19 protein-coding genes and 1 pseudogene are annotated in these 22,950 nt (G+C 54.6%); 3 read left to right on the top strand and 17 right to left on the bottom strand.

The genetic code is table 11. The features are described from left to right. Positions 1 to 41 precede the first annotated feature (41 nt). The 7 genes from hcp to SK54_RS12130 all read right to left on the bottom strand — a co-directional run bounded on the left by hcp (position 42) and on the right by SK54_RS12130 (position 8,581). The gene (hcp, locus tag SK54_RS12160) at positions 42 to 533 is read right to left on the bottom strand and encodes a type VI secretion system effector Hcp (protein WP_009653685.1); all 492 of its coding nucleotides are present in this window, start codon (positions 531 to 533) and stop codon (positions 42 to 44) included. Between the two features lie 5 nt (positions 534 to 538). Further along, entirely contained in the window at positions 539 to 2,245 is a 1,707-nt protein-coding gene (locus tag SK54_RS12155) for an OmpA family protein (protein ID WP_048247265.1), read from the bottom strand. Further along, the gene (gene tssL, locus SK54_RS12150; RefSeq protein WP_032104876.1) at positions 2,242 to 2,931 is read right to left on the bottom strand and encodes a type VI secretion system protein TssL, short form; all 690 of its coding nucleotides are present in this window, start codon (positions 2,929 to 2,931) and stop codon (positions 2,242 to 2,244) included. Before tssL ends, SK54_RS12155 begins: the two co-directional genes overlap by 4 nt. Beyond that, a complete protein-coding gene (tssK, locus tag SK54_RS12145) occupies positions 2,928 to 4,268 on the bottom strand; it encodes a type VI secretion system baseplate subunit TssK (RefSeq protein ID WP_015570415.1) in 1,341 nt (446 codons plus the stop codon). The genes tssL and tssK overlap by 4 nt, the downstream gene beginning before the upstream one ends. Positions 4,269 to 4,283: 15 nt before the next feature. Then, positions 4,284 to 5,819 (bottom strand): type VI secretion system contractile sheath large subunit, encoded by a 1,536-nt coding sequence (tssC, locus tag SK54_RS12140; RefSeq protein WP_023324775.1) that lies wholly within the window; start codon positions 5,817 to 5,819, stop codon positions 4,284 to 4,286. 40 nt (positions 5,820 to 5,859) lie between these two features. Further along, on the bottom strand, positions 5,860 to 6,351 hold the full coding sequence (gene tssB, locus SK54_RS12135; RefSeq protein ID WP_003856899.1) for a type VI secretion system contractile sheath small subunit: 492 nt from the start codon (positions 6,349 to 6,351) through the stop codon (positions 5,860 to 5,862). A 613-nt stretch (positions 6,352 to 6,964) separates the two neighbouring features. Then, the gene (locus tag SK54_RS12130; RefSeq protein WP_048247263.1) at positions 6,965 to 8,581 is read right to left on the bottom strand and encodes a peptide ABC transporter substrate-binding protein; all 1,617 of its coding nucleotides are present in this window, start codon (positions 8,579 to 8,581) and stop codon (positions 6,965 to 6,967) included. Between the two features lie 183 nt (positions 8,582 to 8,764). Here SK54_RS12130 and mpaA point away from each other — a divergent pair, with 183 nt between their 5' ends. Then, positions 8,765 to 9,478 (top strand): murein tripeptide amidase MpaA, encoded by a 714-nt coding sequence (gene mpaA, locus SK54_RS12125; RefSeq protein WP_017382234.1) that lies wholly within the window; start codon positions 8,765 to 8,767, stop codon positions 9,476 to 9,478. Here mpaA and ycjG read toward each other — a convergent pair. Then, complete coding sequence (gene ycjG / locus SK54_RS12120; protein ID WP_017693343.1) at positions 9,469 to 10,434, bottom strand: L-Ala-D/L-Glu epimerase; 966 nt, start codon at positions 10,432 to 10,434, stop codon at positions 9,469 to 9,471. The genes mpaA and ycjG overlap by 10 nt on opposite strands. A 106-nt stretch (positions 10,435 to 10,540) precedes the next feature. Between ycjG and tpx the strand changes: the two genes are divergently transcribed. Then, complete coding sequence (gene tpx, locus SK54_RS12115) at positions 10,541 to 11,047, top strand: thiol peroxidase (RefSeq protein ID WP_015570410.1); 507 nt, start codon at positions 10,541 to 10,543, stop codon at positions 11,045 to 11,047. A gap of 34 nt (positions 11,048 to 11,081) precedes the next feature. On the opposite strand, the gene tyrR is transcribed toward tpx, so the two are convergent. From tyrR to SK54_RS12100, 3 genes are all read right to left on the bottom strand, one after another. Continuing rightward, complete coding sequence (gene tyrR / locus SK54_RS12110) at positions 11,082 to 12,623, bottom strand: transcriptional regulator TyrR (RefSeq protein ID WP_045142579.1); 1,542 nt, start codon at positions 12,621 to 12,623, stop codon at positions 11,082 to 11,084. A 111-nt stretch (positions 12,624 to 12,734) separates the two neighbouring features. Beyond that, positions 12,735 to 13,787, bottom strand: a complete 1,053-nt coding sequence (locus SK54_RS12105) for a YcjF family protein (protein WP_032669702.1) — start codon at positions 13,785 to 13,787, stop codon at positions 12,735 to 12,737. Next, entirely contained in the window at positions 13,784 to 15,181 is a 1,398-nt protein-coding gene (locus tag SK54_RS12100; protein ID WP_023296695.1) for a YcjX family GTP-binding protein, read from the bottom strand. The genes SK54_RS12105 and SK54_RS12100 overlap by 4 nt, the downstream gene beginning before the upstream one ends. A gap of 155 nt (positions 15,182 to 15,336) precedes the next feature. Between SK54_RS12100 and SK54_RS12095 the strand changes: the two genes are divergently transcribed. Next, positions 15,337 to 16,347, top strand: coding sequence for a LacI family DNA-binding transcriptional regulator (locus SK54_RS12095; protein WP_017693340.1), 1,011 nt, complete (start codon positions 15,337 to 15,339; stop codon positions 16,345 to 16,347). A 33-nt stretch (positions 16,348 to 16,380) separates the two neighbouring features. Here SK54_RS12095 and SK54_RS12090 read toward each other — a convergent pair whose 3' ends face one another. The 6 genes and pseudogenes from SK54_RS12090 to SK54_RS12065 form a co-directional block, all read right to left on the bottom strand. After that, positions 16,381 to 17,295, bottom strand: a complete 915-nt coding sequence (locus SK54_RS12090) for an OmpG family monomeric porin (protein WP_023303821.1) — start codon at positions 17,293 to 17,295, stop codon at positions 16,381 to 16,383. Between the two features lie 65 nt (positions 17,296 to 17,360). Then, positions 17,361 to 18,442: pseudogene (locus tag SK54_RS12085) on the bottom strand (ABC transporter ATP-binding protein). A gap of 13 nt (positions 18,443 to 18,455) precedes the next feature. Beyond that, positions 18,456 to 19,121 carry a beta-phosphoglucomutase gene (gene pgmB, locus SK54_RS12080; protein ID WP_022648295.1) on the bottom strand — a complete coding sequence of 222 codons (666 nt, stop codon included), beginning with the start codon at positions 19,119 to 19,121 and terminating at the stop codon, positions 18,456 to 18,458. Next, positions 19,111 to 21,390: a glycoside hydrolase family 65 protein gene (locus tag SK54_RS12075; protein WP_032619599.1), complete on the bottom strand. Its 2,280-nt coding sequence runs from the start codon at positions 21,388 to 21,390 to the stop codon at positions 19,111 to 19,113. Before SK54_RS12075 ends, pgmB begins: the two co-directional genes overlap by 11 nt. Then, complete coding sequence (locus SK54_RS12070) at positions 21,384 to 22,142, bottom strand: Gfo/Idh/MocA family protein (RefSeq protein ID WP_048247952.1); 759 nt, start codon at positions 22,140 to 22,142, stop codon at positions 21,384 to 21,386. The genes SK54_RS12075 and SK54_RS12070 overlap by 7 nt, the downstream gene beginning before the upstream one ends. A 14-nt stretch (positions 22,143 to 22,156) precedes the next feature. Beyond that, complete coding sequence (locus tag SK54_RS12065; RefSeq protein ID WP_048247260.1) at positions 22,157 to 22,945, bottom strand: sugar phosphate isomerase/epimerase family protein; 789 nt, start codon at positions 22,943 to 22,945, stop codon at positions 22,157 to 22,159. Positions 22,946 to 22,950: the final 5 nt, after the last annotated feature.

Here is a 22,950-nt window from a genome sequence, read left to right as displayed (position 1 = left end):
CTCAGCAAAAAAAGCAGACGGCTGACCGTCTGCTCGGGGACTTACGCAGTGGCGCGTTCGTTCCAGGAATCGGAATGAATGATGTTGCCGTCCTTGTAGGTCCAGGTGATTTTTTCGTAGCGCAGTTCAATCTGCTCGAGGTGGTTGTGCTTCTCGAAAGCAGGATCCTTGATGTCATGCATCTTCGGATTCACTTTCACCAGCTTCACGTTCTCAAGCTTCGTGTTGAAGTACTCCACTTCCTGGCCTGCGTCATTGATTCTGTACCATTTGAACTCAGCAGATTTCAGGGTCTGGCCGGTCGTCACCGCCTTGTACAGGTACGGGCTGGAGGAGTCGATTTCCTTGGTGAACAGGAACGGGGTGTGGATACGGGTGCCGGTCAGCTTGCCGGTATTGTTATCGGTCGGGATGTACAGGTTGTGCTCCTGGGCCACCACTTCGATACTGCCTTCACGATCCTGAACGTCCACGGACCCTTTGATGTCCGCGCCGCCGTCGTCCTTCAGCCACAGATAGACTGGAATTGCCATGTTAATTACTCCGTTACATTGTTATCAGCGCCATCATCCTGAGATGACGCTTGGGTCGTGCCCGGCGCCTGACAGGCATTCGCCTGCGGTACCAGACTGATTTCGACACGGCGGTTCAGCGCCCGGCCTTCCGCCGTGTCGTTGGTGGCGACAGGACGGCTTTCACCATAGCCCTGCACCGCAAAACAGCTCTCCGGCACATCGCCGGTATCCCGCATCCAGTCGCGCACCGACTCCGCACGCTTAAGCGACAGCACCTGGTTGGACTGGTCATCCCCGGTGCTGTCGGTATGGCCCGCGACCACAATCAGCCAGCCGGGCTTCGCCTTGATCCCCACAAGCGAGTTCACCAGCAGCTTTGTTGAGGCGGGTTTAAGCGCCCACTTTCCGGTATCGAACAGCGACATGCTGTCGAGGCGGACAATTTTCGGTGCCGGTTTGAGTTCCGGTTCAGGCGGCGGAGGCGGAGGCACATAAGAGCGAATCGCATTCAGCACTGGCATACGCAGACGTCCGCCCTGATACAGACCCAGACTCAGCCGGGCCGGTACACCGTTACGTGCATGGTCGTCCAGCAATGCCGCATCCTCGCGCAGCACGGCAACGGCGTCAGCTTTCGGCCCGGAGTCATTCATCGGTATACGTTCATAGCGTGCAATATCGAAGCTCACGCGTTGCAACAGCTGGCGATTATTCCAGCCACTGCTGAGTAGCGCAGCAATGGTCGCCAGCGTTAAGATTCCGAGCGCACCGCGCCAGGTTCGACCATGCGGTGTCAGGCCTCGTCCTTCTGGCAGTAACGGGAGGACAAAATTCGGGAACAGGGAAATAACCGTACTGTCCGTTCCCGCCGGCTGCCAGCCAGACACCTGCTGCATCGCAGTATGGCGGGACAACCACGCTGTCCAGACAGAGGTGACCATGCTTCCGGTCAGGATCGGACCCAATCCCCACAGAACCGCAACAGGTTCAATGACAGGAATATCGGGGTTTTCATCCATAAGGACAGCCTGGACGTGCTGTTGGAACCAGCTCATCAGGCTGTTCATCAGCACCTGTTGCTGCATCGCAGGCGTTCCGCCAGTATTAACCCATTCAGCAACTGAGCCAGGCGCTGAAGTCCCACTCCAGACCTTTACCCCTTCCCCCAGGATCGCCGTCTGCCAGAGCATGTCATTCATCATCGCACTGCCGACCTGTCCATTCAGAACCAGTGGCACAGAATGGCCGGTTGCTTTACGCAACCGGCTAATCTGCCAGCGCAGGGCAAGCAAACGACTGGTAAGGCGCTCACTGTCAGGGTGCTGCTGCGGACAAACACTGACCATCACTGACAGCTGACGTCCCCAGTCGGGGCGCAACCACAGTACCTGACGGGCGGCCTGCTCCAGTTCCAGATGATCCTCCACACGGATCCAGCAGCCCTGCGTGACAGTAAGCACAGGTGACTGATGCGGCCAGGCAAGCGGCAGATCGCCACAGACCAGTACCACGGGCTGACAATAATTGGCTTCAGGCAGGTCCTCCAGACACAGGGTGAAATCGTGCTGCACGCGACGGCAGGCGACAGCCCAGAACGCTATGATGAGTCCCAGTACCGCCAGCAGGACGAGAATGGAAACCAGACGGGATGCTGGCAGAAACCACAGGCAGACCACTGCACTCAGCAGGGCAGCCCAGAGCGCAAGCCCGCGCTGTTGTGCAGGGCTCATTTCACGGCTCCCGGCAGCAGGGTAAGCAGTGTCTGATCCAGCCAGCAATCCAGTCCCCACCATAATGCGGTGACCACCACCACACTCAGGCCAATGCGCATAGGCCATGATGCCAGCCAACCCCCTATCCCCCGTCCGGCATGGCTTTCCGCCAGAACGGGATGGGGTTGTGAATAGCTGAACGGCGCAACATATTCATTCAGTGCATTCATGAGTTTCTGCCGCTCAGGATCGTTCAGGGAGCGGAAGTTGCCGAGGAATCCGAGCATCATGACTCGCTGGAAGCAGGTCACAACGGCGTGGTCAGGAGCCGGTTCACGCAGCACATCACGCATCCGATCGCATAACGTGTCACCGGCGTCCATGGTGCCAAGAAAGTATCCCTGTAAGGGAATGTCATACCACTGTATACAGGCGTCATCCGCTACACCGCGACCTTTGACCGCCTCATCAAGCAGCGCACACTGTGCCGTAAGAATATGCTGGCAGCTGGCTTCATCGAGTTCGCTCGCTTTCAGTTCTCGCTGCACACGCCCGACATCATCAATGCAGCGCTCCCAAAGCGTACGACCTTCCCCGTCCTGGAATGTCGGGCCGTGACGCAGACTGATCACCTGTAGCCAGGTGTCCTGTAACAGGGCATCAATATCAATGAACGCGGCAGTAGCGCGTTTACGATCATTCATGTTCTCAGTACCGCAAAGAGTTCAAGTTCAGGCTCGGCGAGCATTCCCGGAACGTAAAACATACAGGTGCCGCTCTGGAACATTTCGATGGCCAGAGGATGAGAGACATCAAGGCTGAAATACTGATTTTCCAGACGTAGTGGAATGGCTGCCGGCACATGGCGCAGCGGCATCAGAGGGACGCCCACCCGCGATGAATTGACGATACTCCTGACATGATCGGGACTGCCGACCTTGCACTGGCGCGGGAACTGCTCCTGCAATTGTGCCACCGGCATCGGTGAACGCACGGAGAGGTAATAATCAGCCCCTTCGCGCAGACGTGGATCATGCAGACGGGCCTGCCAGAAGTGAAGCCGGTCATCATGCTCAAGCTCAATTGCCACCACCCGCGACGGCAGGCTGGCTTCCAGAAGATCGCCAAGTAAATCAAACAGCGGCGGGAAGACGTTATTCAGCTGCTCATGCTGCCATGCCGGGATCGCACTGACCTGATGCTCCAGCGAGAATGTCAACAGGCTGCCTGCAAGCCTTGCCAGCTCCGGATAGAGACGCTCAGGCGGGCTTTGCGGGTGGCGCTGAAACTGACCCAGTACGGGCTCAGCACTGTTCAGGGCATTGAGCAGCCAGAACAATGAAACATCGGCTACGGCAAAATCCGCCATGCGCTCATTACTTTCCCGGCGCATGTCCATCAGGCGGCCCAGACGGGCGCGCAGTTGCGTCAACAGTTGCTCCAGCTGGGTCATCAGCCAGCGACTGCCCAGTAACGCCAACAGCGGCGGAAGGTATGTCTCATCAAGTGCCCAGTTCCCCTGCGAATCTTGTTGCAGGCGGGCAACCGGACAGGTCAGGTAATCGCTGTTGTTCTGATGGGCAAATCGCAACGTCAGCTCTGGCCGCATCACTGCAATCTGGCGGGTATCATCGCCAAAAAGGTTGCGGACATCCCGCCAGCGCTGGCGATAGCGAACAGGACGCGCGGCCACCTCATCGGGCTTAAGGCAGTTGCCACCATTCGCGCGCAGCAGCGGAAGAGCCAGAACCACCACCACGTCCTGTGTTTCACTCTCAAGCGCCAGCACCGGTGGCAGGTCGTCAGCATTATCCGTATCGATTAATGTCCCGTCAGGGAACCGGAGGTGCAGATGACGGGCCTGTAGACGGCCCAACTTCAGTACATCCGGTTCGAAAGTGGCATTAATCACCCCCCAGGGATGGGAGAGACCCAGTCGGGCGATACATTCCGCAGACCAGGCCGCATAGGCGGCCTGTTGCTGGAAGTGCTGGGGAGAGACCATCTGGCCCCTGCCCCATAACGGTTGTTCCGTTTTCATGCTTCCTGCCTTACGTTACGCTTTCGCTTTCGGCATCTGGCTCACCAGAGACAGGTTCACATCCATGCCTTCCACCTGGAAGTGCGGCACCGCAAACAGCTTCACGCGGAAGAAACCCGGGTTGTCTTCGATATCTTCCACCACCACCTTCGCGTCACGCAGCGGATGAGAAGCCTGCAACTCATCGCCCGGATCGGTCATTTCCGTCACCAGACTACGCACCCAGGTATTCAGCTCCAGCTCCAGCAGACGGCGGTCCTTGGTGGTGCCAATGTTCTCGCGCTGGATGAGCTTCAGGTAGTGCGCAATACGCGACAGCAGGAAGATATACGGCAGACGGGCGTTGATGCGGCTGTTGGCCGTGGCATCTGCGGTGTCATACAGCGCCGGTTTCTGCGCGGAGTTCGCCGAGAAGAAGCAGGCATAGTCGCGGTTTTTGTAATACGAGAGCGGGATAAAGCCGAGGTTGGCAAACTCAAACTCGCGGGTCTCCGGGATCATCACCTCAGACGGGATTTTCACCTGGTTGCCGGTACCCAGATCGTACAGATGAATAGGCAGGTCTTTCACCGCCCCGCCCGCCTGCGGGCCACGGATCTGCACGCACCAGCCGTTATTGATGAAGCTCTTCACCATGTTTGACGCGAAGGAGAACGACGCGCTGGTCCACAGGTATTTCTCGTGATCCGGGCCTTTCACCTGCTCAACGTAGTTAAAGCTGCGTACAGGTACGGTGTCCGGGCCATACGGCAGACGCCCCAGCACGCGCGGCATCACGAGGCCGATGTAGCGGGCGTCGTCGGTGTCGCGGAAGGATTTCCACTTGATGTATTCCGCGCGGTCGAAGTAGTTGCCGATATCCTTAATTGCAGCCACCTCTTCCATGGAGTCTTTCAGGAAGAATTTCGGCCCGACAGAGCCAATAAACGGCATATGTGCGGCAGCTGACACTTTAGAGATGTTGCGCAGCAGCGCCACATCCTGCGGGCTGGCGTCAAATTCATAGGATGAAATCACGGAACCAATCGGCTCTCCGCCCGGGGTGTCGTATTCGGCGGTATAGGTGTGCCAGTAGAGGCCGCTCTGGATAAGTTCCGGCGCGTCTTCAAAGTCCTGACGCAGATCTTCTTTCGACACATCCAGAATTTCGGTTTTCACGTTCTGGCGGTAGTCGGTGCTGTCCACCAGCTGCTTCAGGCCGCGCCACAGGGACTCCACCTTCTGGAACTCCTGGTGATGCATTACGGCATCCAGCTGACGGCTGATCTGGAAATCCAGCTCAGCGATATGGTGGTCAATCAGCGTTTTGTCGAGCTTCTCCACAGGCTGACCGGATTTGCGGATGCAGTCCATAAACACCTGCATCGCCGCCGTCAGGCGTTCACCCGCCGGAGCGTCAGAAAGCGCGGCGTCATCCAGAAACGCATTGATATCCCCCAGGCTGGAGGCCGGGGTCAGGTTGATTTTTTCAAACAGGGAGGCGTAAACGCCCTCTTTTTCCAGTACGGTGGTCTGCCCCTGCGCGGAGGCGGTTTCAGTATTCACAGACATCAGCATATTCCCGGTTAATCCATTAAATTACACATGCCGCTTATTTCGGGGCCAGTGCACTCATTTCGTCGCGTAATTCCTGAGACAGCGCCGGGTCTTTAAGAATTTTCTCAAGTTCTTTTCTGAAAGTGGCGTTATCAAGAAGATTGGATTTGAGATCGCGTAATAAATTACGCATGGCCAGCATGGCGCGGAGCTGGGGGATCTGGCGGGCAACCTGTTCAGGTTCGAAATCCTTAATATCGGAGAAATTCAGTTTTATGCTTTCTTCCGAACCATCCCCGGCCATTGTGTTAGGAACCGTCAGATTCACTTCCGGGTTAAATTCCGAAAGTACGCTGTTGAAGTTATTTTTATTGACGTTAATTTTCTCCCTTTCCGATAATGGACGATTCTCTTTTCCATTACTGAAATCACCGACGGTGAGGAGTTTAAGCGGCAGTTCGATTTTCTTCTGCGCGCCACCTGTATGCAGAGCCAGCTTTAAGTTTATGCGTGCCTTGGGCACCTCATTCTGGAATGAATCGGCCATAGCAGTCCCTTTCTTTAAAAGAAATAAATGTTAAGTGAGTGACGTTTCTTTACAAAACCATATTAGAGCAAAAGCCCATTTAAAATCAACTTATCAGATCAAAGATCTACCATTAGACTTTTCTTAAGAATATTCCACTAAATTATTGTACTCATAAATGCCATAGATACATGACACACAGTAAAAATTAACTATTTATTCACATTAATTTGGCAGAAATGACTGCTTTGATTGGAAATATTGAACTTATTGTTCCATGAGGTTGAATAATTGATTTACATCAATGCATTTATTAACGCGTCCCTTAACAGTGCAGAGAAATAAGGTTTTAATTCAATAAATGGCCTGAATATGAAAAATCCTGTATCGGACAAATTTAATCTTAAAAAAAGTAATGACTACACTGCTACTGGAATGGCGAATAAATGACTACGCGTTTTTCGATAAACGGGAGGAAGAATCTCTCTGAAGATATTCATCATGACAATGAGTGATGGGCTGATATGAAGGGGATATTCGGAAATAACCAGGCTGTAAAACAATCAACCCTGAGAGCGGGCGCTTATGCGGTTAATGGATGTTAACCATAATCACGTAGCGCCCTGAGCTCTTTTTAGTGCTTTTCAATATACATTGTACGGCTGTACGCAACATCCTCTGGGTTATTTATCGGATAACCTTTAACCCATGGTTTGATGAGACGGCCATTGGTGTACTGATAAATAGGGGCAATCGGTGCTTTCTCGGTGAGGATCTTCTCGGCCATGTTGTAGTCGGCATTACGCGCTTTTTCAGTAGTTTCGAGCGTCGCCTGATGAATAATCTTATCGTAAGCAGGATCGTTGAATCGTGAGATATTCCCGCTATGGGAGGATGTCAGCAGCGACAGGAATGTTGACGGCTCATTGTAGTCCCCTACCCACGATGCACGGATGACGTCAAAATTCCCGGTATTGCGGCTGTCGATGTAGGTTTTCCACTCCTGATTCTGCAACTTAACGTCAACACCCAGATTTTTCTTCCACATGGATGCAACGGCAATCGCAATTTTCTGATGGTTTTCAGACGTGTTGTACAGCAGCGTTAATTTAAGCGGGCGCTGAGGGCCATAGCCTGCCGCCTGCAACAACGTTTTCGCCTGCGCATTTAGCTCCTGTTGCGACATCTGCTCAAATGGCGAGGTTTCCGGCGTAAAACCCGCAGTGACATCGGGAGTAAAATGCCAGGCCGGTTTCTCGCCGGTCCCCAGGACTTTTTCCGCCATAATACGTCTGTCGATAGTCATGCTGAGCGCGAGACGTACGCGGGCATCCGCGGTTGGGCCTTTTTGCGTATTAAACGCGTAGTAATAGGTCCCAAGCTGTGGCGGTGTGTATACCTGTCCCGGAATATCTTTAAGCAGCTTCTGGTACATGTTTTTCGGAAACGATTCTGTAATATCGATATCGCCCGCCAGATAGCGTTTGGTCGCTGAGGACTCCTGGTTGATTGGCACAAAGGTGACTTTTTTAAGCACCGTCCTGCCGTTATCCCAGTAATGAGAATTTGGCTCAACCACCAGTTTTTCATTCACCACGCGATCTTTCAGCACATACGCACCGTTGCCAATGAGCGCGCCAGGGCGCGTCCATTCCTTACCGCTTTCCACATTGGCCTTTTGAACAGGATAAAACGCGAAGTTAGCCGTCAGATTGCTGAACCAGGGCAGCGGTTTGTCCAGCTGCACGCGCAACGTTTTAGCATCCACCGCCGTCACGCCGAGGGTATCCGGAGCAGCTTTGCCGTCGATAATGGCCTGGGCATTGTTAATGCCCGCCAGCGCCGCAAACCAGGCGAAAGGTGACGTTGTTTTAGGATCAACCAGACGACGCCAGCTATAGACAAAATCTTGTGCCGTCACCGGGGTTCCGTCAGACCACTTAGCGTTATCCCGCAACGTGAACGTCCAGACGCGGTTGTCATTGCTCTGCCAGCGCGTCGCCACGCCGGGAACTAACTCCCCTTTTTCGTTCTGATTTACCAGCCCTTCATAGAGGTCGCGGATCACCTGTATCTCGGGCAACCCCACCGCTTTTGCCGGATCGAGCGAAGCGGGCTCATCTTTAATATGTCGAACCAGCTCCTGCTTTTGCGCCAGAACCGTTCCTTCGGGAACCTCCGCGGCATATGAAAGTGAAGAAAGCCCGCACAGCCACAGCGCAGTACAAAGAAGCGAAACAGGATGCTTCATACGATCCCCTTAATGATGTCAGGTAACAGGCAGATGCGTAATTATTTGTTTCGAAACGGAGAAATGCAAATGCTTCCTCCGGAAAGTTGATGTCAGGCAATTTTCCACACACACGGAAACTATTTGATTAAGCGCGGCTTTTGCACAACACTGCCAGAAGTGACTTTATCATCAGGGTTTACTATGGCAACTACCCGACCAAGAACGGAACGCGGCGCCTTCCCGCCCGGGACTGAACATTATGGACGCTCGTTTTTAGGCGCGCCGCTGATCTGGTTTCCGGCACCCGAGGCCGATCGCAATAGCGGCTTAATCATTGCGGGCACGCATGGCGATGAAAACTCGTCTGTCGTGACGCTCTCGTGCGCGCTACGTACGCTGGCCCCCGATTTACGACGTCATCATGTGATTTTGACCGTCAATCCGGACGGTTGTCAGCTTGGATTACGGGCGAATGCACGCGGCGTTGACCTGAACAGGAACTTCCCGGCGGCAAACTGGCGCGCCGGTGAAACGGTGTATCGCTGGAACAGTTCGGCGCAGGAGCGAGATGTTGTCCTGCTCACGGGAGACAAACCCGGTTCCGAACCGGAGACTCAGGCATTGTGCCAGCTTATTCATAAGATCCACCCGGCCTGGGTTGTCTCTTTCCACGATCCCCTCGCCTGTATTGAAGATCCTCGTAATACGGCGCTCGGGCAGTGGCTGGCGGATGCGTTTGCTCTACCTCTGGTGAGCAGCGTTGGCTATGAAACACCCGGGTCGTTTGGCAGCTGGTGCGCAGACCTCAGCCTTCACTGTATCACCGCAGAGTTTCCGCCCATCTCCTCGGATGAAGCGAGCGAAAAATACCTGCGGGCGATGACAGATCTCCTGCGCTGGCAGCCTCAAAGATGAAGTACGCCGGAGGTAAAATTCAGGGCGGGTGATACGTCAACCGCCAGCCAGGTTGGGCCGTCCAGATCGGCAAAACGCACGCTGTTCACCAGCGGGAGCGCAGCGCCGATCGCTCTGGACGTGCACAACATGCAGCCCAGCATCAGAGCAAAGCCTTGCGCCTGCGCATCTTGTGCCAGTGCCAGGGCCTCGGTTAATCCACCTGTTTTATCCAGCTTAATGTTCACCATCTCGTAGCGTCCCTTGAGAGCTGACAGGCTCTCACGGGTATGACAGCTTTCATCTGCACAGACGGGAAGCGGATGAATAAAATTCGCCAGGGCGGCATCGTCTTCTGCCGGGAGGGGTTGCTCCAGCATGGCAACGCCCAGATCGGCAAGCAGCTGACAACGGGCTGCCAGCCCTTCGCTATGCCATGATTCGTTCGCATCGACGATAAGAGTGGCATCAGGCACCGCCGCACGAATGGCGACCATGCGTTCGCTAATCAGACGATCGTCGAGCTTCACCTTTAATAATGTTGCACCGGTGGCATACAACGCCTGAGCGCTGGCGGCCATTTGCTCTGGTTCACCGATGACCACCGTTTGCGCGGTGACGATCGATTGCGGCAGCGTAACGTCCAGCAGCGCAGGCAGCGGTTTTTGTTGTTTCGCCGCTTCCAGACTCCAGAGTGCGCAGTCAATCGCGTTGCGTGCCGCGCCGGCCGGCAACCGAAGCTGAAGAGCCTCGCGCGTCAGACCCGCCTGCAACTCGGGCACCACCGTCATAATTTGCGCCATGACTGACGCCAGGCTTTCTCCGTAGCGAGGATAAGGGGTACATTCCCCGACGCCTTTTACGCCGTCCTCTTCACATTCAACCACGACCACACAGGCCTCATTACGGCTGCCACGCGAGATCACAAACGGGGTGTGCAATGGCCAGGCTTCTTCATAGACCTTAACGCTTCTCATCACTGACTCCTTGCAGGCCGGAAAGGCAGAAAATTGGTTTGCCGTGCTAACTGCGGATGACATACACTAGCCACGACGTTAACTATTTGTAAACAGGAAGATATCTATGTCACAACTCGTTCATTTCCAGGGCAACCCGGTTGCTGTTGCAGGTTCCATCCCACAGTCTGGCAGCAAAGCACAGCCTTTTACTCTGGTGGCTAAAGATCTGTCTGACGTCACGCTGAGCCAGTTTGCTGGCAAACGTAAAGTCCTGAACATTTTCCCAAGCATCGATACTGGCGTTTGCGCTGCATCAGTGCGTAAATTCAACCAGCTGGCGACCGAAATGAACAACACCGTAGTGCTGTGCATTTCTGCTGACCTGCCGTTTGCCCAGTCCCGCTTCTGCGGCGCTGAAGGCCTGAGCAACGTCATCACCCTTTCCACTCTGCGCAGCCCGGATTTCCTGGAAAAATACGGTGTTGCCATCTCCGAAGGCGCGCTGAAAGGTCTGGCTGCTCGTGCGGTGCTGGTGATCGACGAAAACGACAACGTTGTTTTCAGTGAGCTGGTTAACGAAATCACTACCGAACCGGATTACACCGCTGCACTTGAGGCGCTTAAAGCCTAAACGTAAAAAAGCCTCTGCAAAGAGGCTTTTTTATTTATTCGTCACCCTTCTTCTGATTTAACCCATACTCGCGCAGCTTATTCGCAATCGCGGTATGAGACACCCCAAGACGTTTAGCCAGCTTGCGCGTGCTCGGATAGCTGCGATAAAGCTGCGTTAACACCGAACGCTCGAAACGGCTGGTGATGTCATCCAGCGAGCCTTCCATTGCCTCTTCGCCTACCGAGACCGTCCCGGCATCGTAATCCGGCAACAGAATATCCTGAGGGCGCAGTTCATACCCTTCAAGCTGAGTTAATGCGCGATAGACCGCATTTTTAAGCTGACGAATATTGCCCGGCCAGCCGTAACGCGTCAGCACGGTGCCCAGGTCGGCAGAGAGCTTCGGACGCGGCACGCCCTGCTCGTCGGCAAAACGGGCCACGAACAGTTCTGTCAACGGCATGATGTCCTGCGGGCAATCGCGCAGCGGCGGAATATTGAGCGTCAGAACGTTGAGACGATAGTAGAGATCTTCGCGGAATACCCCTTTCTGCACCAGCTCCACCAGGTTTTTCTGGGTGGCGCAGATGACGCGCACATCCACGTGTACTTCATGATCTTCCCCCACGCGGCGAAACGTGCCGTCATTGAGAAAACGAAGCAGTTTCGCCTGCATGCGTGGCGACATTTCGCCAATCTCGTCCAGCAGCACCGAGCCGCCATTCGCCTGTTCAAAGAAGCCTTTTTTACCTTCCGGCGCATGCCCGAACAGCTCACTTTCCACCGCATCTTCAGGAATAGAGGCGCAGTTCAGCGCCAGATACGGTTTTGCCGCACGCGGGCTGGCCATGTGCACAGCATGCGCCAGCAGATCTTTCCCCGTACCGGTATCCCCGGTAATCAGCAGCGGCGCCGTAAGATTTGCCAGCTTGCGCGCCTGGTCGATTACATGACGCATCTTCGGGCTCACCGCAATAATCTGGCTGAATGCGCAGACGTCCTGGCTGGAAAGGTTCTGTAACTGACGCCCCATGCGCACCGTGGAGCGCAACATGATCACTGCGCCGGTCAGCACCCGCGCGGCATTTTCCCCTTTCAGGTAGACCGGCGTGATCTCCATCAGGAAATTCTGTCCGTTGATGACGACGTGCTCGCTATGGGTATTTTGCGGGTTGCTGTCCAGCCAGCGCTGGAAATTAAACCCGGTGATCAGTTGCGTGGCGTGGTGCCCGATAAGTTTTTCCTGAGTCTGCGCAAACAGCTGGCAGCTGGCCTGGTTAACGCGCTCGACTTTATTTTTCAGATCGAGAGAGAGAAACGGCTCCGGCATTGCTTCCAGCAGCGCGCTCAGCGCAAGATGTTCCCGCTCGGACGGCATCCAGGGGATGGTGCGTACATCCGTAACGCCAGCGATACGGCGGATTTCCGCCATCAGGCTACTGAAGGTATTAAATTCAATTTCGGCAAAATTGAGGTAAATTCGCCCGACAGGGTCGATCTCTATGCCACGTAAATCAATGCTACGTAAAACAAGAAGATCGAGTAACTCGCGGGTCAGACCGAGACGGTCCTCACAAAAGACTTCCAGACGCATGGGAAATTCACCGTTTAAGCCAATAACAGTAAAATGATATGTCAGATCACGGTGTTCGGGAAGGTGGCTGTCAACAAATATTGACAGCCCGCACGATTAGTAAACAAAACCTCACTGAGCAGGTTTTTTATTGAGCGTCTCTTTAAGCTGGCCAATTAATTCGCGACGGAAATCCCCCAGCCGCGGCTTATCGCCATCGATCCAGGGGAGTGGACGACAAACTTCCATCGCTTTGATGCCCAGGCGTGCCGTCAGCAGACCGGCACCAATCCCCTGCGCCGCCCGGGCAGAGAGACGCGCCGCAAGATCCTGCGACATCCAGTCCATCCCGACCTCCCGCACCAGTTCGCTTGCCCCGGCGAAGGCGATATTCAGCAATACCAGTTTGAACAGGCGCAGTCGGCTGTAATAGCCAAGCTCAATGCCATACAGTCTGGCGATGCGGTTGATCAGGCGCAGGTTGCGCCAGGCAATAAAGGCCATGTCCACCATTGCCAGCGGACTGACGGCGATCATCAGGGTAGATTCCGCCGCCGAGCGGCTGATCTCACGACGAGCCTGCGCATCCAGCACCGGCTGAACAATGTGGGCATAGAGCGTGACCACTTCCTGGTCATTCTGGGTTTCGTGGATCGCCGCATACCAGCGCTGAAGCGCCGGGTGAGAGTGATCAATCCCGGCCTGAGCCGCAAGCTTTTCACAAAAAGCACGCCCTTTTCCTGTGCCGTGACTGTGCAGCAGATCCCGCGCTTCATCGCGTTCGTGGGCACGCTGACGCAAACGCCAGAGGCGACGCCACTCGGTGACGACTGAGCCAACGCCCGCACCAACAATCAACGCCCCGGCGGCGCATCCCCCCAGCGCCACCCAGTCCTGCGTTTGCCAGGCATTGACGCCCCACTGCACGCCCTGACCGATTACGCTCACCCCAAAAAGGGCTAACCCGGCGGTCACCATCTTGCGCCACAGGCTGCGTTTCGGGCGCAGTGCCGCATCAACAACCGCTTCCGCCTGCCCCTCTTCAACCATCGGTTCGTCTGCCAGCACGGGAGCAAAGTTGTCGGCCTGCGGCCCGCTGAAGGTTTGCGCCGTTTTAAACGCCTCATGCGGGGACTGCTCAAGCTGGCCGGTAAAATCAATGCGTGGTTTTAACGGTTCCGTCATCGCAATTTATCTCCAATTAAAAACTCCAGCGCGGCATCCAGACGGATATGCGGCAATGGCTGGTCAACGTTCATACTCTGCGGACGGAAGGCTTCGAACTGAAAACCCTGGCTTTGCCAGAAAGCCTGGCCCGGCAGACGCGCCGGAACTTCCCCCGGATAGACCGTGAGCGGCGCACCGTCGCTGAGACGGTTGCCCCGCAGGGCCGGAATTTTCTCGCCATTCAGGTCAATCAACCCACTCTGCGTAGCCTGTACGGACGCCAGCCCCAGACAATCCATACTGATCCCTTCGAAGGCCGCATTCTGCCAGGCATCCTGCACCAGCTGTTGCAGCAGGGATACCATGTTGGCGTGCTGATCGACCGTCACATGGTCAGCTTTTGTGGCGGCAAACAGCAGCTTGTCGATGACCGGCGAGAACAAACGGCGAAACAGCGTACGCTGGCCATAATGAAAGCTTTGCATCAGCTGCGTCAGCGCCAGCCGCATATCATTGAACGCCTGCGGCCCGCTGTTGAGCGGTTGCAGGCAGTCCACCAGCACGATCTGGCGGTCAAAGCGTAAAAAGTGATTTTTATAAAAGCCCTTAACCACCTTCTCACAGTAATAATTGTATCGCTCGCGGAGCATACCGGCGTTGGTGGTCTTGTCCGCCTGCGCCAGTTTCGATTCACCGATGCTGTCAACGTCCGGCCACGGGAAAAACTGTAGCGCGGGAGCACCGGCTAAATCACCCGGCAGAACAAAGCGGCCCGGCTGAATAAAATGCAACCCCTCCTGCTTGCACTGATGCAGGTAATCCGTCCAGGCTTCGGCTATGACGGCCAGACGGTTTTCATCCGCCGGTGCCAGCGGATCCAGCCCTTCGCAAAGCTGGCGCCATTTGGTCGACCACTCTGCCCGCTGCCCCTGCAACAGACCGGTCATCTGTCGGGACCAGCTCAGGTAATCCTGCGCCAGCATCGGTAAATCGAGCAGCCATTCTCCCGGGTAATCCACAATTTCGAGATAGAGCGTGGACGTTTCTTTGAAGTGACGCATCAGGGATTCATTCGAGCGGAAACGAAGCGCAAGCCGGATTTCGCTCACGCCACGCGTCGGGGTGGGCCAGGCGGGAGGCTCCCCGTATAACTGCGCCAGACCTTCATCATAGGTGAAACGGGGTATGCCAAAATCACGTTGCGGTACGCGTTTCACCCCAAGCAACCGCTCCTCGCGCACTGCGCTAAGCAGTGGCAGGCGCGCCCCTGCATGCAGGTTCAACAGCTGATTGACCATCGCCGTAATGAATGCTGTCTTACCGCTGCGGCTCAGCCCCGTCACGGCAAGACGCAGATGGCGATCAACGCCACGGTTCACCAGAGAATTGAATTCGTTTTTAAGTCGCTTCATCGCCGTCCTTCATTGCCTGGAACCCTGAAAAAAGTCACTTCAGAATACAGTAAATTGGGGCAGATCGTTGATTATCAATTCTTAATTATTGCTATTGCCGTTTTCTCTCCAGTAAGATGGGCGCAATTGCTGTCCGTCTGGAGTGAGTAAGGTGTATGTCACCCACCATCTATGATATTGCCCGCGTTGCTGGCGTTTCGAAATCAACCGTGTCGCGCGTTCTGAATAAACAAACGAATATTTCTCCTGAAGCGCGCGAAAAGGTGTTGAAGGCGATAGAAGAATTAAATTATCAACCGAATAAACTTGCCCGCGCACTCACCTCTTCTGGCTTCGACGCCATTATGGTTATTTCGACCCGTTCAACCAAAACCACCGCAGGCAATCCGTTTTTCTCTGATGTACTACATGCCATTACGGCAAAAGCAGAAGAAGAGGGTTTTGATGTTATTTTACAAACGTCCAAAAGCAGCGAAGATGATCTGCAAAAATGCGTGGGTAAAATAAAGCAGAAGATGATCAAGGGGATCATCATGCTAAGCTCGCCGGCGAACGAGTCTTTTTTCGCGACGCTGGACGAATATGGCGTGCCCGTGGTCGTTATTGGTAAAGTGGAAGGTAATTACCAGAATATCTATTCTGTCGACACGGATAATTTCCGCGACAGCGCCATATTAACCGACTCATTTATCAAACATGGTCGCACTAAAATTGCCTGCCTGCATGCCCCGCTCGATTATCACGTTTCTATCGATCGCCTGGCGGGCTATAAATCGAGTCTTGAGAAGCAGGGTATTGCAGTTAACCCGGACTGGGTTATTGATGGCGGATATACCCATGAAAGCGCGCTTCAGGCGGCCTGTCAGCTACTCTCTTCAGACAACCCGCCCGATGCGGTTTTTGCGACAGACAGTATGAAATTGCTGAGTCTTTATCGTGCCGCGGATGCGCTAAACCTGACGATCCCCGAACAGGTCGCAATGGCAGGATACAGCGACCCAATGCTATCTCTCATTTTAACCCCTGCGCCTGGCGGCTTTGATATCCCCACCAGAAAGCTGGGCGAAGAGAGCTGCGATGTGTTGTTCAGGTGCATAGCGGGTAAACCTGCCCCGCATAAGATATTGGTTGAAACGCATTTTTCAGATGCGGCTTCATTACGCTAAAAACCAGGGGCAAACGCCCCTGGTGAAGTGTTATCAAAACGCGTAATTCACGCCGATACCGGCATAGTGGAAGCGGTCACTTTCCCCTTCGTCATGGTTTTCCCATTCGTAGGCATATTCCAGCGTCATGGATAAACCATTGTTAAAATCATAGGCGTACAGCATACCCAAACGGTTGAAATCATGTCCTTCACGCTCAGGATCGTCTTGCCAGTCCCAGTTTGACCAGCGATCGAGTCCCAGACGGGTATAAGGCGTTAGCGTCGTCTGACCCAATGAAATCGGCAGATAGGCGCGAATTTCCTGAGTGGAGAATTCACCGTTATTTCGTGAGCCGTCCATATTAAAACCGCGCTCTAAATAGTAATTAACTTTTGCCGAGACCGTTTCGTTAATTGTCCAGGTAAAACCGGTTTCGGTCTCGACGCGGCTGTCAGAATAGCCGGTTTTTTCCAGATCGTTGGCAAACTGATACATGGCAAACCAGCCGCCAAAACGCCAGTCGTCGGTTAGTTTAATATCCCAGTCAGGCTGAACTTTATAGCGCTGCATATTAGCACTACCGTCTTTAGCACCATGCTCATCCTTAAAGTGATAGCCATAATTACGGAAGCCACCGGTCAGGCCGAACGTAAAATCATCGGTGCCGATAAAACGATAGCGTAATTCTACTTCAGGACGATCGAAATAGGTGCCGCGCGTCATGCTACTGTAATCGACCGGCCCTTCCTGATACATAGCCAGCGAAATGGTCCAGGCATCCCATGTGGCATTAAACCACACGGAGGGTTCATATAATCCATCTTTATCGTCGGCCTGACCTTCGACGTTTTCAATTTCATACATGGCGCCAATATTAAATTCCCACTGTTTGGCTGATTCTGTTGCTTGCGCGCAGCTCACCCCTGCGCACAGGACGAGCGCAGCACTTCTTAGTAGAGTACTCATTAAAATATTCCTTTATAATTAACACACAAAAAACCGGAAACTTTCATTTCCGGCGAACACCTTTCTTATCTAATAGCTGTTTCAGTATCAGCATCGAAGAAATGGCACTTATTCATATCGAACTGGATGCCGATATTATCTCCGGCAACGTAATCATCCGCCGCTCCCGCACGGACAACCAGTTCATGCCCACCCACGGTGGCATAAAGCATAAATTCAGCCCCGGTCAGCTCAGCAACGCTGATCTTCGCCGTGATGTTTTCACCGCTTCGCTGTGCGGTGAGAATGTCTTCCGGACGGATCCCAAAGACAACCGCTTTACGCTGGTAACCTTGCGCATTCAGTACGGCCAGCTTGTCCTCCGGGATCTCCAGGCGCAGCGTTTCCGTCACAAAGTAGCGGTCGTCGATCGCGCCACGAATGAAGTTCATCGCAGGCGAACCAATAAACCCTGCAACGAACATATTCGCCGGCTCGTTGTATACCTGCTTCGGCGCGCCCACCTGCTGAATGATGTCGTCCTTTAAAATCACGATGCGGGTCGCCATCGTCATGGCTTCCGTCTGATCGTGCGTCACGTAAATCATGGTGGTATTAAGCTTCTGGTGCAGCTTGCTGATTTCAGCGCGCATCTGCACACGAAGTTTGGCATCGAGATTGGATAAAGGCTCATCCATCAGGAAGACCCCCGCTTCGCGCACTATCGCCCTGCCTAACGCCACGCGCTGGCGCTGACCGCCGGACAACGCACCAGGTTTACGCTGGAGATAGTCGCGCAAGCCCAGGATCTGTGCCGCCCAGGTAACGCGTTCTTCAATGACGGAGGGCGCAATTTTTGCATTTTCAGGCCAAACGCCATGTTGTCGTAGACCGTCATATGCGGATAGAGCGCATAGTTCTGGAAGACCATCGCAATATCACGGGACTTGGCGGGAACATCATTCATGCAAACCCCGTCAATAATCAGTTCACCCGCGCTGATCTCCTCGAGGCCGGCAATCATTCGCAGCGTCGTGGATTTCCCACAGCCCGATGGACCGACGAAGACAATAAATTCTTTGTCTTCAATTTCGAGGTTGAAATCCTTCACCACGTGGACCTGGTTATCATAGATTTTCTGAATGTGTTTCAGAGACAGTTGAGCCATTATTAATTCCTTATCAATACGCCCGGGATGCCCAGAACGCCGTCAGGCGTTCCCAGGTCAGTTCCTGCGTTGAATGAAGTTGTAATCCCGCATGGTTCAGGCCAGGCCCAATCCCGACCGACAGCATTCCTGCGGCGTTAATCGCATCTACTCCTGCGGCGGCATCTTCGATACCAATGGCCTCTTCAGGACGCACGTTCAGTCCTTTACAGGCCGCAAGGAAGATTTCCGGGTCCGGCTTTGAGCGGCAAATGCGCGAAGCATCGGCGCAAAAATCGAAAGCCTGATGAATACCCAACGCGTGCAAAATCCCAGGAGCATTAAGCGATACGGATGCCAGGCCAATTTTGACCTTCGCGGCGCGAATATCCGCCAGCACGTCGCGAATACCCGGCAGCAGCGAATCCTGCGTCAGTGATGCCAGCGACTGGACGTAAAGCGCGTTTTTTTTCGTCGCCAGCGCCAGGCGCTGCTCGTCACTGAACATCCCCTCTTTCCCGCCATGTTTCAGAATGCGCTGGAGGGAGTCCATACGGCTTATTCCCTTCAGCTGTTCGTTAAATACTTCATCGAAGGTGATACCAATCTCCTCCGCCACGGCGCGCCAGGCCAGAAAGTGAAGATGCGCGGTATCGGTGATCACCCCGTCCAGATCGAATACAACAGCGTTAAGTGTCATGGCGCCCCTCCGTGGTAGCGGTCCCATTAACAGATGCAAGAAAGTCCTTACGCTCACAGACCTTTCGCCCTGATACGTGCAGCGTTTTACCCCACAGCGTCAACGTGACAGGTGCGGTGGTTTCAATGGTTAACTGGTCATCTTCACAGGTAATGTGCATCGTTGCGTCCCGCCACCGCAGCGGAAAGGCGAGTTTCTGCCAGTGAGCAGGCAGCTTCGGCGCAAGATGCAGCTCCCCTTCGCTAATGTGCAGGCCAGCAAATCCCTGAATGGCGCCCAACCAGATCGCACCGGTGGCGGCGGCATGAATACCATCATCGCTGCTGTGCGGGTCGTCCCCCAGGTCGATGGCAATCCCATCACGCCAGAAGGCATACGCCCCGTCGGTGTCACCGCAGCGTGCGAGCACAATGCCGTGAATGGCTTTACTCAGGGATGAATCATGGATCGTGCGTGGCTCGTAGAACGCCAGATTGGCGGCACATTGCTGCGGCGTAAACCGTTCCGGCAGCAGGTAGTTAAGCATCACCACGTCGGCCTGCTTCAGGATCTGCATCTCGTTCACTTCCGCGCGAGAGTAATCAAGCAGAATGGTTTGCTTACCCGCTTTGGCTTTATAGCGGCTCAGATCGATGGCAGGTTTTGCCATGAAGGTATCATCCTGCGGGATCACACCCTCTGCGTCGGCCTCTGGCAGCCACAGGCGCGCCAGAAACGTCCCGGCATTCTCCGTAAAACGCGCATCTTCACGCCCAAACATCGCCATAAACTGACGCGCGCAGGCAACGTTGTGCCAGGCCAGATAGTTGGTGTAGGCGTTGTTGTTGACATGCTCGGTGTATTCATCCGGTCCGATTACGTCATGGATCTCAAGACGACCATTAATTTCCGCCGCGCGTCCCATCCAGAACGAAGCGGTTTCCATCAGCAGCGTCAGGCCCTCATTGCGCATAAAGGCATCGTCGTGTGTTGCCTGCCAGTAAGCGACAACGGCCCAGGCAATATCAGCCACGATGTGGTGTTCAGCGAGTGCGGAGGCGACCTTCTGGCGAACCCCGGTGCGGATGTTAATGGCCGCAAATTCTGGCGTCTCTTCCTGTCCGCTGGCGGCGCTTTCCCACGGGAACAACGCGCCCGGCCAACCGTTACGGCGTGCTTTTTCACGCGCGCCCGAAAGATTGAGCCAGCGATAGCGCAGCAGACTGCGGGCAATCTGTGGACGGGTAAACAGATGGAACGGCAGCAGGAAAATTTCGGTATCCCAGAAGACGTGTCCCTTATACCCCTCACCCGTCAGCCCTTTCGCCGCAATACTGCTTCGCTCATCATGAGCAGGCGTCATTGTCGTCAGATGCCAGACGGCGTAATCCAGCGCCAGCTGATCCTGCTGTTCTGCACACGTCACTTCCACCCGAGCGTCACGCCATACCGCTTTCCAGGCGTACGCTGAGCTTTCAAGCAACGCATCGTAGCCTCTTGCGGCGCAGACTTTGAGATCGGCCAGCGCGTTGCGGGCGAAAGACTCCTGAGAGAGCGATTTATCGCAGCGATGCGTCAGCCAGACGATTTTTTCAAGCGTGACAGTGTCACCTTGCGAGATAGTCAGAGAATGATGAACGCTGAGGCGACGATTTTTGGCGGTGAAACAACTGTCGCTCTTAGCGGAGAGCTGACAAAACGCCGAAACAACAACTTCAGACGCCCGGTCCTGCGTTTCATACACACCCTGCATGTAGTGCTGGTCAAAGACCCTGACCGAGATTTCATCCAGGTGCTGCCTGCCGCTGTTCGTTTGTGTCGCATCTATGCCGGTTTTCAGCACGGCCTGAGCGGCGCCGTCAAGCGGTGTGATCGAGAGCTGCATTACCACTAAGGGCAACTGGTCCAGCGAAACAAAACGACGGCTCTCGAGGCGATAGCGTTTTCCGTCCGGCGAACGCCAGACAACGTTACGATGCAGTTCGCCGTTAGCAAAGGCCAGCTCGCGTTGCCACTCAAGAATTTCGCCTGAAAGGAGCGTGAAATTGACGCCGTCCAGCTCAACTTCAATCCCGGTGACATCCGGCAGATTGATCAGCTCAGTGGTTTCGTTGCGTCCCGCGCGATGATACAGCCCCGCGAGATACATGCCTCTGGTCTGCTGGGTGTAATCTTCTTCATGCGTGGCGCGCATGCCCATGTAGCCATTGCCGCAGGCCATAATGGACGCGTACTTATTCAGACTATGCGGGCAAAAGCCCGGATCGGTTAATACAGACTGGTTCAGCATAACGTCACGCTTTCCCCTGTTTCCGCGGCTTCATATAACGCCGCGACTAATTGCTGGATCACCAGCCCCTGCTCCGCATCGGCAATCATGACCGGCTCGCCCAATACGTGGCGAACAAACGCGTCCATACTGCGCAGATGTCTCCGATCGTCAGCTTCTTCACGCTGGATCAGCGTCTGCAAAACACCGGCTTCGTCGTTATAAATGTGTGCCGGGAACAGCGTTGCACCCGCCTTCTCACCGCAGAAAGAAACGTTCATGATCGACAGCTCGCGGATATTAAGCGCAAAAGAGGTGTCCAGACGCAGAATGCCACCGTTGCAGAACTCAATCGTGCCAAACAGGGCATCTTCCACGGTAAACTGCGCAGGATCCCATTCGCCAAACTGGCCGGTGTGTTTCCGGTTCCCCAGTCTCTGGAAGCTGTGCGCGGTTATCGCCGGCGGCTTTTCACACATCACATGACAGCCTGCTTCGAGAGCCGCCATCACATGTTCAAAATGGAACCGGTTAGGCGAACAGACGCTCACCACATCCGGTTTTACTTCCTGCAACATCTCGTGAGCGTCCTGCCATGCCGATGGAATAGCATAACGTTCCGCGAACGCCTGTGCCTGCTCAAGGCGGCTGTCCATGACAGCCACCATTTGAACATCACTGCGCGTGGCGTAATACGAGGCATGCACTTTGTCTGCAACCTGCCCGGCGCCAATAATGGCGACGCGCAGAGGCAAAGGTGTAGAAGCACTCATCACGCTCGTCATCCTTAGCATTCACGCAAGTAAGTGAGAGAGTCCTTATAGGCCTGAGCCGGATCGTCGGCACGCACCCGGCACTCGTACACGACGTAACCCTGATAGTTATCGGCACGCAGCTGATCGAACAGGCTGGCGAAATCGAGGCTGCCGCTGCCCGGCTGATAGCGGTGGTTATCAGCAATGTGCACATGACCCAGCAGGTCGCGGTTGTGATGCAGCGCTTCCGTCAGGGAGTCTTCTTCAATATTCATGTGGTAGAAATCACCGATGATCTGCACGTGCTTCAGGCCGTTCTCTACGATATAACGACGCGCGTCGGCCAGGGTGTTGATCATATGATCCTGATAGCGGTTCAGCGGCTCCAGGTAGACGGTAGTACCGGTGCGCGCTGCCACCTCATCCAGCCAGCGCAGGGAAGCGCTGACCGCTTTGCGATCGCCGTCCAGGCTACGTGGCGAAGTCATTGGCGGCAGACGGAAGGTAAACATCCCCCAGGCAGCCGGAACGATAATCCCCTTTCCGCCCACTTCTGCCAGCGCTTCCAGAATGCGTTCAATCTGCTGTATACCGTTCAGGCGGCGTTCTTCGATGAAATCCCCGATCCAGCCATCGTATCCGCCACAGGCCGTCGTGACCGGCAGGCCGGTGGCTTTGATAGCCGCTTTTACTTCGTCGAGATTTTCCACCAGCAGTCGGCCATCGATTTCGTAGCCATCAAATCCCATCGCTTTGATGTATTCGAATTTTTCCATGATAGCGGTCGGGAAAAAGGCCTGGTTTTGTGTTGCGATTTTCATGATTT

It is taken from the genome of Enterobacter sp. MGH120, from assembly GCF_001037725.1.
Taxonomy (GTDB): Bacteria; Pseudomonadota; Gammaproteobacteria; order Enterobacterales; family Enterobacteriaceae; genus Enterobacter; species Enterobacter hormaechei_C.
This window is presented reverse-complemented; position numbering and strand designations above follow the sequence as displayed.

Coding starts and splice junctions, on each gene's coding strand:
- tpx (WP_015570410.1), top strand. CDS start 10,541: ATGTCACAACTCGTTCATTTCCAGGGCAACCCGGTTGCTGTTGCAGGT.
- SK54_RS12100 (WP_023296695.1), bottom strand. CDS start 15,181: ATGAAGCGACTTAAAAACGAATTCAATTCTCTGGTGAACCGTGGCGTT.
- SK54_RS12075 (WP_032619599.1), bottom strand. CDS start 21,390: ATGCTGAACCAGTCTGTATTAACCGATCCGGGCTTTTGCCCGCATAGT.
- tyrR (WP_045142579.1), bottom strand. CDS start 12,623: ATGCGTCTGGAAGTCTTTTGTGAGGACCGTCTCGGTCTGACCCGCGAG.
- mpaA (WP_017382234.1), top strand. CDS start 8,765: ATGGCAACTACCCGACCAAGAACGGAACGCGGCGCCTTCCCGCCCGGG.
- tssB (WP_003856899.1), bottom strand. CDS start 6,351: ATGGCCGATTCATTCCAGAATGAGGTGCCCAAGGCACGCATAAACTTA.
- SK54_RS12065 (WP_048247260.1), bottom strand. CDS start 22,945: ATGAAAATCGCAACACAAAACCAGGCCTTTTTCCCGACCGCTATCATG.
- SK54_RS12105 (WP_032669702.1), bottom strand. CDS start 13,787: ATGACGGAACCGTTAAAACCACGCATTGATTTTACCGGCCAGCTTGAG.
- tssC (WP_023324775.1), bottom strand. CDS start 5,819: ATGTCTGTGAATACTGAAACCGCCTCCGCGCAGGGGCAGACCACCGTA.
- SK54_RS12090 (WP_023303821.1), bottom strand. CDS start 17,295: ATGAGTACTCTACTAAGAAGTGCTGCGCTCGTCCTGTGCGCAGGGGTG.
- SK54_RS12130 (WP_048247263.1), bottom strand. CDS start 8,581: ATGAAGCATCCTGTTTCGCTTCTTTGTACTGCGCTGTGGCTGTGCGGG.
- pgmB (WP_022648295.1), bottom strand. CDS start 19,121: ATGACACTTAACGCTGTTGTATTCGATCTGGACGGGGTGATCACCGAT.
- tssK (WP_015570415.1), bottom strand. CDS start 4,268: ATGAAAACGGAACAACCGTTATGGGGCAGGGGCCAGATGGTCTCTCCC.
- ycjG (WP_017693343.1), bottom strand. CDS start 10,434: ATGAGAAGCGTTAAGGTCTATGAAGAAGCCTGGCCATTGCACACCCCG.
- SK54_RS12070 (WP_048247952.1), bottom strand. CDS start 22,142: ATGAGTGCTTCTACACCTTTGCCTCTGCGCGTCGCCATTATTGGCGCC.
- tssL (WP_032104876.1), bottom strand. CDS start 2,931: ATGAATGATCGTAAACGCGCTACTGCCGCGTTCATTGATATTGATGCC.
- SK54_RS12095 (WP_017693340.1), top strand. CDS start 15,337: ATGTCACCCACCATCTATGATATTGCCCGCGTTGCTGGCGTTTCGAAA.
- hcp (WP_009653685.1), bottom strand. CDS start 533: ATGGCAATTCCAGTCTATCTGTGGCTGAAGGACGACGGCGGCGCGGAC.
- SK54_RS12155 (WP_048247265.1), bottom strand. CDS start 2,245: ATGAGCCCTGCACAACAGCGCGGGCTTGCGCTCTGGGCTGCCCTGCTG.